The organism is Conyzicola nivalis, from assembly GCF_040548875.1.
GTDB classification, from domain to species: Bacteria; Actinomycetota; Actinomycetes; order Actinomycetales; family Microbacteriaceae; genus Conyzicola; species Conyzicola nivalis_A.
Genome location: NZ_JBEPSJ010000001.1, coordinates 582,511 through 595,470 on the forward strand (window position 1 = coordinate 582,511; position 12,960 = coordinate 595,470).

Sequence of the window (12,960 nt, forward strand, 5' to 3'; positions counted from 1 at the left end):
TATTGCCACCGACGGTCGAGGGGCGCATCATCGAGGCAAGCGCATCAGCCGGACGAGCGGGCCGCGGGCCCCGATGGAGGGGTCATGAGTGCAACGCCTGAGAAGACGACAGCGAAGACGGATGCTTCGTCCCCCGAGCTGAAGCGGGTGATCGGGCCGAAACTCCTGCTGCTGTTCATCGTCGGCGACATCCTCGGCACCGGCATCTACGCCCTCACCGGGCAGGTCGCCGCCGAGGTGGGAGGGGCTGCCTGGCTGCCCTTCCTCGCAGCGTTCGCCGTCGCCACGGTGACCGCGTTCTCCTACCTGGAGCTCGTGACGAAGTACCCTCAGGCCGCGGGCGCAGCCCTGTACGTGCACAAGGCCTTCGGCATCCAGTTCTTCAGCTTCATCGTCTGCTTCGTGGTGATGTCGTCGGGCGTCACCTCCGCGTCTGCGGCGTCGCGCGCCTTCGCGGTCAACCTGGTGGCGGGCTTCGGGCTCGACGTCGGCGTCGGCACCGTGCTGCTCATCGCCGTTCTGTTCATCCTGCTCGTGATGTTCGTGAACTTCAGGGGAGTGACCGAGAGCGTCATGCTCAACGTGGTGCTCACCCTCGTCGAGCTCTCGGGTCTGCTGTTCGTGATCCTCATCGGGTTCTGGGCCATCGCCGGCGGCAACGCCGACTTCTCCCGTGTCGTCGCGTTCGAGACCCCCGGCGACAAGGGCGTGCTGCTCGCCATCAGCACGGCGACCTCGCTCGCGTTCTTCGCCATGGTGGGCTTCGAGGACTCGGTCAACATGGCCGAGGAGACCAAGGACCCGAGCCGCATCTTCCCGCGCATCATGCTCACCGGTCTGGGTATCACGGCGACGATCTACGTGCTCGTCTCGATCTGCGCCGTCGCGATCGTGCCGATCGGCGAGCTGGCGGGCAACGAGACCCCGCTGGTGACCGTGGTGCAGACGGCGGCGCCGGGCTTCCCGATCTCCGACCTGATCCCGTTCATCTCGATGTTCGCCGTCGCCAACAGCGCCCTCATCAACATGATGATGGCCAGCCGACTGCTCTACGGCATGAGCAAGCACGGGGTGCTCCCGTCGTTCCTCGGCAAGGTGCACCCGACCCGGCGTACGCCGTGGGCGTCGATCCTGCTCACCACGGCGATCGCGCTCGGCCTCATCAGCTACGTCTCGCTCGACACCGAGGGCTCGGTCGTCGCGCTCCTCGGCGGCACGACCTCGCTGCTGCTGCTGACCGTCTTCACGGTGGTCAACGCCGTTGTCCTGGTGCTGCGGCGCGACAAGGTCGACCACCGCCACTTCAACGCCGGACCCGTGCTGCCGCTCGTCGGCGCCGCCTTCTGCGCGTACCTCGTGCTGCCATGGTCGTCGGGGCGGCCGATCGAGCAGTACCAGATCGCCGGCGTGCTGCTGGCGATCGGCGTGCTGCTGTTCGGTCTCACCTGGCTGGGCCGCAGACTCGTCGGCTCCGAGCGGAAGATCTCGGATGACCCGGCCGACCTCACCACGAAGGTGGACTAGTTCACACGGCGTCACGAACCGACGCCCGCCGGACGGATGTCGGAGGATGGGAGCATGACAAGCCGAGCGCACACCCTGGAGCGCTCGGACTCCGACGTGCGCACGGGCATCAAGCCGTTCCTGCTGCTCGCGTCCCGCGCCGACGACGAGGCGGCCGACGACGAGTACGCGTCGTTCCTCGCCACCGGCGGCCTGCAGCCGCACGAGCTCGTGCGCATCCGCCTCGAGGCCGGGTCGCTGCCGCCCATCGACCTCGACGACTACTCCGGCATCATCGTCGGCGGCAGCCCGTTCAACGCGAGCGACCCGGTCGAGCAGAAGTCCGCCGTGCAGCTCCGGGTCGAGACCGAGCTCGGCGCACTCATCGACCACGTCATCGAACGCGACTTCCCCTTCTTCGGCGCCTGCTACGGCATCGGGCTGCTCACCAGCCGTCTCGGCGGCGTCGTCGACGACAGCACCCCCGAGGTCGCGGGACCCACCCGCATCGCCATCACCGACGACGGCGCGGCCGACCAGCTCTTCGCCGGGCTCCAGGCCGAGTTCGACGCGTACGTCGGCCACAAGGAGGCGTGCGCCGTGCTGCCGCAGGGCGCCGTGCTGCTCGCGAGCGGAACGGCCTGCCCGGTGCAGGCCTTCCGGCTCGGCCGCAACGTGTACGCCACGCAGTTCCACCCCGAGCTGTCGCGCGCCTCGATCCTCACCCGGCTGCGCATCTACAGCGACAACGGCTACTTCGCGCCGGACACCTACGACGAGGTGGTCGCGACGATCAACGGGTCGAGCGTGACCGAGCCTCCCGCGCTCGTGCGTGCCTTCGTCGAGAGGTTCCGCCGACCTACATCGGCCTGACACGACGGCGTCATCACCCGTCGAGCAGCGGGGCAATGTTTCGACGTTCAGCCTCCTGCTGAGCAGTCGAAGTTTGCCCCTCTGCTCTGCGCCGACGCTGGCGGGGCAATGTTTCGACGTTCAGCCTCCTGCTGAGCAGCGGAAGTTTGCCCCTCTGCTCTGCGCCGACGCTGGCGGGGCAATGTTTCGACGTTCAGCCTCCTGCTGAGCAGCCGAAGTTTGCCCCTCTGCTCTGCGAGTCAGCGGGCGTTCTGCGCCAGGAACGCGTGCACGGCGCTCACCACCACCGAGCCCTCGCCGACCGCCGACGCCACCCGTTTCACCGATCCGCGCCGCACGTCGCCGACCACGAAGAACCCGGGCAGCGACGACTCGAGCGGCGACGGCAGCCGGTCGTGCGGCCACGCGCGCCGACCCGCCTCGGCGATGATGTCCTGACCGGTGAGCACGTAGCCCCACTGGTCGCGCAGGACCTCGGGCGCGAGCCAGCCGGTGTGCGGGGCCGCCCCGATCGTGATGAACAGCGCGTCGCAGCGCACGGTCGACTCGACGCCGGTCACCCTGTCGCGCAGGACGATGCTCTCGAGCGCCCCCGCCGACCCGCTACCGCCGACGACTTTCGCCTCGGTGACGATGACGACGCCCGCCGCCGCGAGCTCCTCGACCAGATACTGCGACATGCTCTCGGCGAGCGTCGCGCCGCGGACCACGATGGAGACGGATGCCGCGTAGCGCGCCAGATGCAGCGCCGCCTGCCCGGCCGAGTTGCCGCCCCCGACGACGCAGACCACGCGCCCGGTCTGCGCCTTCGCCTCTCCGGCCGCCGCCCCGTAGAACACCGACGTGCCGAGGTACGGGTCGAGCGCAGGCAGCGAGAGGCGACGGTACGAGACGCCTGAGGCGAGCAGCACGCTGCGCGTCGTCAGCAGCTCGCCCGGAGCGACCTCGAGCACGAAGCCCTCGTCGAACGTCGTCATGCCGACGACCTCGCGGGCATGCGCGAACCGGGCACCGAACACCCACGCCTGCTGGTACGCGCGGTCGGCCAGTTCGGCGCCGGAGACCCCGCGCGAGAAGCCCAGGTAGTTGCGGATCAGCGAGCTCGACCCGGCCTGCCCGCCGACCGCCTCGCGCTCGATCACCGCGGTCTGCAGCCCCTCCGAGGCTGCAGACACCGCCGCAGCTAGACCGCCAGGGCCGGCGCCCACGATCGCGAGGTCGACGGTCGTCGTGGGCAGCGCCGTCGAGAGGCCGTGTGCCTCCGCGCGACGCGGGTCGCCGCGCAGCGAGGTGATGTCGAAGTGCTCGCGGGTGGCGCGCTGCCACTCCAGCAGGAACTCGGTTATCGCCCGGTTGAAGTACTCGTCGGGGCTCAGCCGCGGGCGGATCACGTAGTAGTCGATGTGATTCGTGGCCAGCAGCTGCACGACCGAGGTCGTCGTCGCCTCGTCTGCCCACGACCCCCACTCGATGATCAGCGCACGCCGGGCGTCGGGGTGCAGACGGCGGGTCTCCGCGAACGGCTCGGCGGTCGGGTCGTCGCTGAGGAACAGGGCGACCGGTTCGCCCGTCGCGGCCGACGCTCGGAGGGCCGCCGTCGCCGACGGGCCGGGCCCGGCGACCACGCGGTAGTCGGCGGCGAATCGCCGCTCGAGGGCGGCTGCCATCGCGCGGCGCGACTCCGCGTCGTCGACGGCGAGCACAACGACGGGCCTCGTCGCTACGGACGGCTCGGCGGACACACTCTCAGACACACCCTCAGGCCTACTCTCCTGAGCGGCCCAGCGCGACGGCCTAGACAGCGCGCGCCATCCGCGGCCACAATTCCTCTCATGGATCGCCCGCCCGACCGCATCCGCACGCCCGACCAACGCCTGCGGGTCTTCGTCAGCTCGACGCTCAAGGAGCTCGCTGCGGAACGCAAGTCGGCACGCACGGCGATCGAGCGGCTGCACCTCGCGCCCGTCATGTTCGAACTGGGCGCGCGTCCGCACCCGCCGCGCAGCCTGTACCGCGCCTACCTCGAGCAGAGCGACGTGTTCGTCGGCCTGTACTGGAACCGCTATGGCTGGGTGGCGCCGGGGGAGGAGGTGTCCGGGCTCGAAGACGAGTACAACCTGGCGCCCGCGCTCCCGAAGCTCATCTACATCCGCGAACCAGCTGACGAGCGGGAGCCCCGCCTCACCGAGCTGCTCGACCGCATCCGCACCGACGACGGAGCGTCGTTCAAGTACTTCGCCAACGCTCGAGAGCTCGGCCGGCTGATCGAGTCCGATCTCGCCACGCTGCTCGCCGAACGGTTCGACCAGAGCCGCGAAGATCGTCCCGCGGCACAGCAGGTCGACGCAGCGGCAGAGCCCGTCGGCAGCACCCTCCCGGCCCCGCTCACCCCGCTGATCGGCAGGGAGAGCGAGGTCGACGATGTGGAGCGGATGCTGCGGATGCCGGCCATCCGCATGCTGACCCTCACCGGGCCGGGGGGCATCGGCAAGAGCCGGCTTGCGATCGCGGCCGCGGAGCGGGTGGGCGACGAGTACACCGGCGGGGTCACCTTCGTCGACCTGGCCCCGGTGCGCGAGGCGTCGCTCGTCGTCAACGCGATCGCCGCGGCGCTCGGGGTGCGCGACACGGGTGACGCGCCCCTCGCCGACAAGGTCGTGATGGCGGTGCGCAATCGCCGGCTTCTGCTGATCCTCGACAACGTCGAACAGGTGCTCGACGCCGCGCCGGTCTTCACCACCCTGCTCGCGGCAGCGCCAGCGCTCACACTGCTTCTCACCAGCCGGAGTCTCGTACGGGTGTCGGCCGAACGCAGCTTTCCGGTCGGCCCCCTCGAGCTGCCGCAGGCGGGAGCGACGGCGAGCCTCGACGAGCTGCGCTCCACCGCCGCGGTCGCCCTCTTTGTCGAGCGGGTGCACGCCGTCAAACCCGACTTCGAGCTCACCGAGTCGAACGCCGCGGCGGTCGTCGGCATCTGCGCGGCGCTGGACGGCGTGCCGCTCGCGATCGAGCTCGCGGCCGCCCGCATCCGCAGCCTGTCGCCCGCGACGATGCTGGAGCGCCTCGATCGGCGCCTGCCGTTGCTCGTCGGCGGCATGCGTGACCGGCCCGAACGCCAGCAGACACTGCGTCGCACGATCGAGTGGAGCACCGAGCTGCTGGATGCCCCGGAGCGCGAGCTGCTCGCCACACTGGGCGTCTTCGCCGGCGGGTTCTTCCTCGAGGCGGCCGAGGCGGTGGCGGACGGTTCGGACGGCGACGTCGTCACGCGGCTCGGCAACCTCGTCGACAACTCGCTCGTGCGCGAAGACGACAGAGACGGCTTCTCGCACTTCTCCATGCTCGCCACGGTGCGGGAGTACGCGCTCGAGCAGCTCGAGACGGACGGCAGGCTCGATGCCGTGCTCGAACGGCACGTGGAGTACTACATCGACCTCGGGCGCAGTATCGAGCTCGAACTCGAGGGCGGTCGGCAACGCGCCCTCGTGATGCGGCTCGCCGCCGACAAGGAGAACCTGCGCGCCGCAGAACGGTACCTGCTCGACCGCTCCGACTGGGAGCGCGCCGCGGAGTTCGCCTGGACCCTCTACATCTACTGGTGGGTCGGCGGCCTGCTCGGCGAGGTGCGCGGCTGGATGGACGAGGTGCTCGACGCCGACGACCCGCTGACCGACAGGTCGCGGGCGATAGCTCTCTACTTCACCCGCGCGATCACCTTCTGGCAGGACCCGGACGGCCTCGTCGTGGGCGGCCTCACCGAGAGCGCCGAACTGTTCCGCACCGTGCACGAGCCGGGCGGCGAGGCGCTCGCGCGGGTGTCGCTCGCGCTCGCCCAGCTGGCGGCGGAGCAGCCCGACGTCGCCCGAGCCGACGAACAGCTCGAGATCAGCCTCGCGCTGTTCCGCCAGTCGGGCGACCTGTGGGGCGAGTCGATGGCGCTGGTCACGCTCGGCAGGGTCGGGCTGTTCCAGAACCGGGTGCACGGTGCGTGCAACCGCTTCGAGGAGAGCCTGGCGATCGCCCGCGGCCAGCACGACGAACTCGGCGAGTGCATCGCCCTGCATCACCTCGGTTGGGCCCGTCTGCTCCTCGGGGAGCTGGACGTGGCATCCGGATGCTTCGAACAGAGCCTGTCGATCGCCGCCCGACTGGCGCACGACGACGGGGTCGCCTACGGGCTCGAGGGGCTCGTCGCTGTCGCGGCCTCGACGGGCCGCATCGCCCGCGCCGGCCGTCTGCTCGGCGCCGCGGAGCGACTGCGCGAGGAGAGCGGGCTCTACAACGCGCCGGCGTTCTCCTTCCACCAGCGGCTCGTCGACGGCATCGAGGCCGGGCCGGCCGCCGAGCAGTTCGCGACCGCGCGCTCCGAGGGGCGCCTGCTCACCATCGGCGAGGCGATCGGCGAGGCGCTGAGCGAGGCCGTCGTGTGAAGCGCGACGACGCGATCCATCCGTACACGCGCGTCGTCGCGGCGATCGTGCTGCCGTTCCTCGTCGTCGCCTGGGTGCTGCTGTACCTGCTGCCGAGCGACACAGACACGCTGTTCGCCTGGACGATCGTGCCATCGCTCACGGCGATGTTGCTGGCCGCGGCGTACGCCGGAGGGGTGTGGTTCTTCGTCTCCGTGCTGCGGGCCGGGCGTTGGCATCGGGTGAAGTACGGGTTTCCGGCGGTGCTCGTGTTCGCCGCCCTCCTCGCCGCGGCCACCCTGCTGCACTGGGATCGCTTCCACTTCGGCCACGTCTCGTTCGTCACCTGGGCCACGCTCTACTTCACGACACCGGTGCTCGTCGCCGTGGCGATAGTGCTGAACTGGCGTGCCGACCCCTCCACCGCCGACGAGCGCGACTACCGGATCCCTCTGGCGCCGCGCGTGATGGTCGCGGGGGTGGGCGCGGTGTCGCTCGTCTGCGGTCTGGTGGTCTTCGTGGCTCCCGGCATCGTCGCCGGCGTCTGGGCGTGGGAGCTCACGCCTCTCACCGCCCGGGTGGTCGGCGCGGTGCTCACCCTGCCGGGGGTCGTGAACCTCTGGCTGCTGGCAGACTCGCGCTGGAGCGCGTTCCGCTCGATCTTCCAGGCGCAGATCGTGAGCCTGGTGTTCATCACGGCGGCACTCGTGCTGGCGCGGGGAGACCTGGCCACGTCGGGCCTCGCCGCACCGGCCTTCGTGCTCGGTATCGCCGTGTCACTCGTCGGGTTCGCCGCCTTCTACCTCTGGTGCGAGCGCCGCAGCGCACGCACCGGCTCAGCCGTGAGCGAGTAGCTGCACGCCGATCACGACGAGTCCGAGCAGCAGCAGCGCGGCGAACACCGCGAGCTTCGTCCACCAGGTCAGCCGCGACCGGAACACCGCGATGTAGCCGACCGCGCCGAGCGTGAGCGCCATCACCCAGATCGCGATGCCCAACGCGATCTCGATCGGCACGAGGCCGGCGACGGCGAACAGCAGCACGACGACCGGCAGCGCCACCGTGGCGAGCGCCCCCGCGGAGACCCGCACGAGGTAGCGCAACTCCGCGGCATCCGGGAGGTGGGTGTGCACGGCGAGGTGGGCGATCACCTCGGAGACCAGCCCGGCGAGTCCCGCGCCGATCGCCGCGACCAGCAGCGACCCGACCGCGGTGAGCGGATCGACGTCGGCGGCGTGGGTGCTCAGCGCCAGCAGCACCGCGAGTCCGATGAACGTGACGTACACCCGCTCCTTCAGGTACGGCACGAGCTGGGCGGGCGTGGGGCGGGGTGACGTGTCCATCGGGCTAGTCTGCGCGAGGGCGGGTGGATACGATAGCCGCGACTCGGTCGCTCCCGAGCGGGTCGCACGCAGGTCTCGGTACAGCCCCAAGCGAAAGCGAGCACGCAATGTCGTCGATTAGTCCGTTCCTGTGGTTCGACTCGGAGGCCGAGGAGGCCGCGAACTTCTACGTCTCGCTGTTCCCCGATTCGCGCATCGTCTCGGTGGCCCGGTATCCGGACGGCGCCCCAGAGCCTGCGACCCCCGGGGAGGCGATGTCGGTGACGTTCGTGCTCGACGGACTCGACTTCCAGGCGCTCAACGGCGGCCCCCAGTTCGCGTTCACCGAGGCGATCTCGCTGTACGTCACGGCCGAGACACAGGACAAGATCGACTTCTACTGGGATGCGCTCACGAGCGACGGGGGAGAGGCCGGGCAGTGCGGCTGGCTGAAAGACAGGTGGGGCCTGTCGTGGCAGATCGTCCCTCCCGTGCTCGGCGAGCTGCTGGGCTACCGCGACGTCGCGCGGGCGGGACGCGTGATGCGGGCGATGCTGGGGATGCAGAAGATCGTGATCGCCGATCTCGAGAACGCCTGATCGCTCGGCGCGGCTAGTCGCGGTGCGGGGGTCCTATGCGCAGCACGTCGTCGGCGGGCAGCGAGACCTCGGCGGTCGCCTCCTCCTCTTCCGGCTCGGGAAGCGCGAGGCGCACCGTGCACGTCGACTTGTCGAGGTCGACGATGACGAACCGGCGCCACTCCCAGTCGTCCTCCGGCGCCCTCAGGTCGAGACCGCTCTGCGGCATCGGCCGTGGGGCGCGCGCCCACCAGTAATTGGCGAGAGAGGTGAGGCCGCGGTCGGCGAGAACCGATTCCGCCTCGGTGCGTGTGCCCGCCTCGCCGAGCGGGTGTCCGATCAGGTTGAGCGGGACGAACGCGCTGTCGTCAACGGGATCGAGGTACCCGGTGAGATCCCCGTCGCCCGGACGGTGGAAGGCTATCCAGTGCTCTGCCACGCCACGAACGTAGCACCGCCGTTCCGGTTTGTCTCGGGGGGTGCATAATCGGGGAATGGCTGCCCAGCGCGGATTCGACCGGATCGTCAATCTGAGTGACGCCGTGGTCGCCATCGCCGCGACGCTGCTCGTTCTGCCTCTCGTCGACACGGCGTCGAGCGTCGACACGGCCGGCGCCGCGGGCCTGCTCGCCGACCACTGGAACGACCTCTTCGCCTTCGTTCTGAGCTTCGCCGTTATCTGCCGGTTCTGGCTGGTACACCACGCGATGTTCAACCAGCTGGTCGGCTTCACGACGCCGCTGCTCTGGGTCAACTTCGTCTGGATGCTCGGCATCGCGTTCCTGCCCTTCCCGACCGAGCTCATCGCGTTCTCCGGCGTGGACCACCCGGTGGCCTCTGGGCTCTACGTCGGCACCATGCTCGTCACCTCCGCCGCCAGCACGGCGCAGCAGTGGATCGCCATCCGCACGCCGTCGATCCAGGCCGAGGAGGTGCGCGGCACGCTCACCATCGCGCCCGGCCTCTCTGCGACAGTGGCGCTGCTGGTGATTCTCGTCATCGTGCTGGTGCTTCCCGACGTTGGCCTGTGGGCGCTGCTGCTGCTGGTGCCCGCGGGGTGGATCGGCGCGTTCGCGGCCAGGCGCATCCGCGGCTCCGACGCCGTCTCCGAGTAGTCCTCGTACGTGGCGAGGCTTTCTCAGACATACTGGGAGGGCAATCACACCCACACAGGAGAGCTCACATGGATACCCCCCTGCCCCCGGATGCGATCGTGACCGGCGGAATCATCGCCGTTGTCGTCGTCGTCGTTCTCATCGTCCTACTCACCCTCTTGCGCGGCATCAAGGTCGCCAAGCCCGATGAGGCGATCATCGTCACCTCGAGGCAGAAGACCGTCAAGAAGACGGGCGACGCCGAAGACGAGAACGGCGGCCAGCGAGTGGTCTTCGGCTCGCGGGTGTTCGTGATGCCCATCGTCGAGGCGCACTTCAAGCTCAGCCTGCGCAGCCGTCAGCTCAACGTGCAGGCGACCGCGCAGACCAAGGACGCCATTACCATCAAGGTGAACGCCGTCGCCGTGGTGAAGGTGGGCGGGTCGGAGTCGATGGTGCGCGCCGCCGCCCAGCGATTCCTCAACCAGCAGGACCAGATCGAGACCTCGACCGAGGAGGTGCTGAGCGGTTCCGTCCGCTCCATCGTCGGCCAGCTCACGGTGACCGAGATCATCACGAACCGCTCCGCGCTGCAGGGCCAGGTGCTCGAGGCTGTACGCGAGTCGCTCGACGTGCAGGGTCTCCAGATCGACACGCTGCAGATCAAGGAGATCGACGACGACAACGGCTACATCCGCGACCTCGGTCGCGCCGAGGCCGCCCGCGTGAAGCAGGTCGCCGAGATCGCCGAGTCCGTCTCCCGCCAGGCCTCCGAAGAGGCACGCATCTCGGCCGACCAGGCGGTCGCCGAGCAGCAGCGCAAGCTCGACCTGCGCAACGCCGAGATCCAGAAGGAGACCGACAAGGCCCGCGCCGAGGCGGCCGCCGCACGCCCGCTCGCCGAGTCGATCGCCCAGCAGGGTGTCATCGCGCAGGACGAGATCAACGCCGCGTCACGGGTGGGTCTGCGCAAGCAGGAGCTCGACGCGGAGATCCGCGCCGTCGCCGACGCCGAGGCCTACTCGGTGCTGAAGAACGCCGAGGCGAGCGCCGCGGCGGCCGTCGCCGCCGCAGACTCCAACCGCGACGCCCGAAAGGCGAGCGCCGAGGCCGTCGAGGCCGAGGGTATCGCCGAGAAGAACCGTCGTATCGCAGCCGCTGAGGCGCTGCGAGCCGAGGGCGAGGCCGAGGCCAACTCGATCCGCGTCAAGGGCTCGGCCGAGGCCGAGGCGACGCGGGCGAAGGCCGAGGCGCTCGAGGAGCGCGCCGACGACCTCCTGCGCCAGCAGGTCATCGCCCAGCTGCCCGAGATCGTGCGTGCGGCCGCCGAGCCGCTCGCGGCGATCAAGAACATGACGGTCATCTCGTCCGACGGCGGCGGCTCCGAGCAGGTGGGGCAGAACGTCGCCTCCCAGCTCGCGACCTCCACCCAGATCGTGCGCGACCTGACCGGCATCGACATCGCCGAGATCGTCACCGGCCGTGCGACGGGAACCGCCGTCGGCGACGCCCTCGGCGCACAGCTGCCCCGTCAGCAGGCGGGCGCCGCGAAGGCTCCCAAGGTGGCGAAGGCCTCTACCGAGCCGACCATCTGATCGTGGCCGCACCGACAACCGCCCCCCGCCGTCTCGGCGGGGGCGGTTCTCGTTTACGGTCGCTGAGCCCGCCTACGGTCGCTGAGCCTGTCGAAGCGCCTCCAACCGCGCGATCCGCCCCCGCGCGGCGACCTCCGACGTCGACCTCGTGCCGAGCAGGTACCCGACGAAGCGCAGCACGAACCCGGTCGCCCACACCACGGGCAGCGGGGAGCGGCGCAGCCCGAGCAACTCGCGGTACTCGCGGGGGATCGACGCGACGGCGCCCGCGAACAACACGCGGTACGCGGGCATCATGCTGCGGCGCAGCGGCGGGTTGCGGATGAACCGGACCGCCTCCGCGACGCGTTCGTCGCTCTTCAGGAGGCCCGCCTCGGAGAAGCCGCGCAGCTGACCGCGCAGCTCGGCCTCCGACCGTGGCGGGTCGACTACCCCGACCAGCTCCCCGGCCTTCGCCCACTCGCGCACGTACGCGTCTGCGCCGCCGGGGATGGCCCCGCCCCAGAGTTCGTGGCAGGCGAGGAAGGAGTCGGTGAAGACCACGTGGACCCAGGAGAGCAGCTCGGGGTCGCCGGCGGAGTACGGCCGGATCTCGCCGCGCGCATCCGTGTAGCTGCCCTTCACCCTCTCGTGGAAGCGGCCGACGCGCGACGACTCGGTCACGGCGACCCGGGTGTCGGCGAAGGTCACGGTGACGAGCCACTGGATCGTGCCCGACAGGCGTCCGAGCGGGTCTTCGCGGTAGCGCGACCAGTCGTGGACGCCCGCCATCGCACCGGGGTGCAGCGTCTGCATGAGCAGCGCGCGTATACCGGCGACGAGAGTGGGGATGCCGCCGTGCACGGCCCACGACGCCGATCCAGGGCCGAAGAACCCGGCGTCGTCACCCTCGGCGATGCGGTCGACCCAGCGCGGGTTTCCGTCGCTCGTACCCGAGAAGGTCGTGAGCAGGTGGGAACGCCAGCTGTCGGCGAACCGGCTCACGAGTAGTCGGCACCCGGCCGTCCGGCTTCGCGGTACTCGTAGCCCTCGGAGTCGTCGTTGACGAGCTCCCAGATCATCTCCTCGTCGTCGAAGTCGCCCCCGACGGCTCGGACGAAGCTCTTCTGGGGCAGACCTCCGATGAACTCGAGTTCGACGGTCTCGGTGCCGGCGCTGCCGACGAGGCGGGCTGTGTAGGTTGAGTCGCTCATGTCCCGACGATACGTCGCCGGATCGCCGCTGGCTAGAGCTGGCGTTCGCCGAGCAGTCGCTCTATGTCGCGTCGGTCCTTCTTCGTCGGCCGTCCTGCTCCGCGGTCGCGCACCGCGGTCACGACGCGCTCCTCCCTGGGCGGCGGGGGCGGCGTGAGGTCGTCGAAGCATTCGGCGGCCACCGCGGCGCTCACGCGCTTCACGATCAGCCGGCGCACGATCAGGATGCGCTCGCCCTCCCCGGTGCGCACGCGCACCTCGTCGCCGATGCGCACCGACTGTGCGGCCTTCGCGCGCTCGTCGTTGACCCTGACGTGGCCGGCCTTGCTCGCCGCGGTCGCCGCCGACCGGGTCTTGAGCACACGCACGGCCCAGATCCAGCTGTCCACGCGG

Annotated in this window: 13 protein-coding genes; 7 read left to right on the forward strand and 6 right to left on the reverse strand. The window is 70.1% G+C overall.

Annotated elements, in window-relative coordinates:
* Positions 1-84: 84 nt before the first annotated feature.
* Together ABIE21_RS02840 and ABIE21_RS02845 are read left to right on the forward strand one after the other, a co-directional pair.
* Positions 85-1,524, forward strand: coding sequence for an APC family permease (locus ABIE21_RS02840; RefSeq protein WP_354023266.1), 1,440 nt, complete (start codon positions 85-87; stop codon positions 1,522-1,524).
* Positions 1,525-1,578: 54 nt separating this feature from the next.
* The gene (locus ABIE21_RS02845) at positions 1,579-2,376 is read left to right on the forward strand and encodes a glutamine amidotransferase (protein WP_354023267.1); all 798 of its coding nucleotides are present in this window, start codon (positions 1,579-1,581) and stop codon (positions 2,374-2,376) included.
* A gap of 239 nt (positions 2,377-2,615) precedes the next feature.
* Here ABIE21_RS02845 and ABIE21_RS02850 read toward each other — a convergent pair whose 3' ends face one another.
* Positions 2,616-4,130 (reverse strand): FAD-dependent oxidoreductase, encoded by a 1,515-nt coding sequence (locus tag ABIE21_RS02850; RefSeq protein WP_354023268.1) that lies wholly within the window; start codon positions 4,128-4,130, stop codon positions 2,616-2,618.
* 78 nt (positions 4,131-4,208) lie between these two features.
* On the opposite strand from ABIE21_RS02850, the gene ABIE21_RS02855 reads away from it, so the two are divergent.
* Positions 4,209-6,806: a DUF4062 domain-containing protein gene (locus tag ABIE21_RS02855; RefSeq protein ID WP_354023269.1), complete on the forward strand. Its 2,598-nt coding sequence runs from the start codon at positions 4,209-4,211 to the stop codon at positions 6,804-6,806.
* On the forward strand, positions 6,803-7,639 hold the full coding sequence (locus ABIE21_RS02860; RefSeq protein WP_354023270.1) for a hypothetical protein: 837 nt from the start codon (positions 6,803-6,805) through the stop codon (positions 7,637-7,639). Before ABIE21_RS02855 ends, ABIE21_RS02860 begins: the two co-directional genes overlap by 4 nt.
* Here ABIE21_RS02860 and ABIE21_RS02865 read toward each other — a convergent pair.
* Positions 7,622-8,128: a hypothetical protein gene (locus ABIE21_RS02865; protein ID WP_354023271.1), complete on the reverse strand. Its 507-nt coding sequence runs from the start codon at positions 8,126-8,128 to the stop codon at positions 7,622-7,624. The two genes, ABIE21_RS02860 and ABIE21_RS02865, sit on opposite strands and share 18 nt — an antisense overlap.
* A 107-nt stretch (positions 8,129-8,235) precedes the next feature.
* Here ABIE21_RS02865 and ABIE21_RS02870 point away from each other — a divergent pair, with 107 nt between their 5' ends.
* Positions 8,236-8,706, forward strand: coding sequence for a VOC family protein (locus ABIE21_RS02870; RefSeq protein WP_354023272.1), 471 nt, complete (start codon positions 8,236-8,238; stop codon positions 8,704-8,706).
* A 13-nt stretch (positions 8,707-8,719) separates the two neighbouring features.
* Here the strand turns inward: ABIE21_RS02870 and ABIE21_RS02875 are convergent, their stop codons facing one another.
* Complete coding sequence (locus tag ABIE21_RS02875) at positions 8,720-9,124, reverse strand: hypothetical protein (protein ID WP_354023273.1); 405 nt, start codon at positions 9,122-9,124, stop codon at positions 8,720-8,722.
* A 55-nt stretch (positions 9,125-9,179) separates the two neighbouring features.
* Here ABIE21_RS02875 and ABIE21_RS02880 point away from each other — a divergent pair, with 55 nt between their 5' ends.
* Positions 9,180-9,800: a TMEM175 family protein gene (locus ABIE21_RS02880; protein WP_354023274.1), complete on the forward strand. Its 621-nt coding sequence runs from the start codon at positions 9,180-9,182 to the stop codon at positions 9,798-9,800.
* Positions 9,801-9,868: 68 nt separating this feature from the next.
* The gene (locus ABIE21_RS02885; RefSeq protein WP_354023275.1) at positions 9,869-11,374 is read left to right on the forward strand and encodes an SPFH domain-containing protein; all 1,506 of its coding nucleotides are present in this window, start codon (positions 9,869-9,871) and stop codon (positions 11,372-11,374) included.
* A 72-nt stretch (positions 11,375-11,446) separates the two neighbouring features.
* Here ABIE21_RS02885 and ABIE21_RS02890 read toward each other — a convergent pair whose 3' ends face one another.
* From ABIE21_RS02890 to ABIE21_RS02900, 3 genes are read right to left on the reverse strand one after another with little or no spacing between them, the layout of a single operon-like run.
* Entirely contained in the window at positions 11,447-12,358 is a 912-nt protein-coding gene (locus ABIE21_RS02890) for an oxygenase MpaB family protein (RefSeq protein ID WP_354023276.1), read from the reverse strand.
* Positions 12,355-12,567, reverse strand: coding sequence for a hypothetical protein (locus ABIE21_RS02895; protein ID WP_354023277.1), 213 nt, complete (start codon positions 12,565-12,567; stop codon positions 12,355-12,357). Before ABIE21_RS02895 ends, ABIE21_RS02890 begins: the two co-directional genes overlap by 4 nt.
* Positions 12,568-12,599: 32 nt before the next feature.
* Positions 12,600-12,956 carry an RNA-binding S4 domain-containing protein gene (locus ABIE21_RS02900; RefSeq protein WP_354023278.1) on the reverse strand — a complete coding sequence of 119 codons (357 nt, stop codon included), beginning with the start codon at positions 12,954-12,956 and terminating at the stop codon, positions 12,600-12,602.
* Positions 12,957-12,960 lie beyond the last annotated feature (4 nt).

Coding starts and splice junctions, on each gene's coding strand:
- ABIE21_RS02840 (WP_354023266.1), top strand. CDS start 85: ATGAGTGCAACGCCTGAGAAGACGACAGCGAAGACGGATGCTTCGTCC.
- ABIE21_RS02845 (WP_354023267.1), top strand. CDS start 1,579: ATGACAAGCCGAGCGCACACCCTGGAGCGCTCGGACTCCGACGTGCGC.
- ABIE21_RS02855 (WP_354023269.1), top strand. CDS start 4,209: ATGGATCGCCCGCCCGACCGCATCCGCACGCCCGACCAACGCCTGCGG.
- ABIE21_RS02865 (WP_354023271.1), bottom strand. CDS start 8,128: ATGGACACGTCACCCCGCCCCACGCCCGCCCAGCTCGTGCCGTACCTG.
- ABIE21_RS02870 (WP_354023272.1), top strand. CDS start 8,236: ATGTCGTCGATTAGTCCGTTCCTGTGGTTCGACTCGGAGGCCGAGGAG.
- ABIE21_RS02880 (WP_354023274.1), top strand. CDS start 9,180: ATGGCTGCCCAGCGCGGATTCGACCGGATCGTCAATCTGAGTGACGCC.
- ABIE21_RS02885 (WP_354023275.1), top strand. CDS start 9,869: ATGGATACCCCCCTGCCCCCGGATGCGATCGTGACCGGCGGAATCATC.
- ABIE21_RS02895 (WP_354023277.1), bottom strand. CDS start 12,567: ATGAGCGACTCAACCTACACAGCCCGCCTCGTCGGCAGCGCCGGCACC.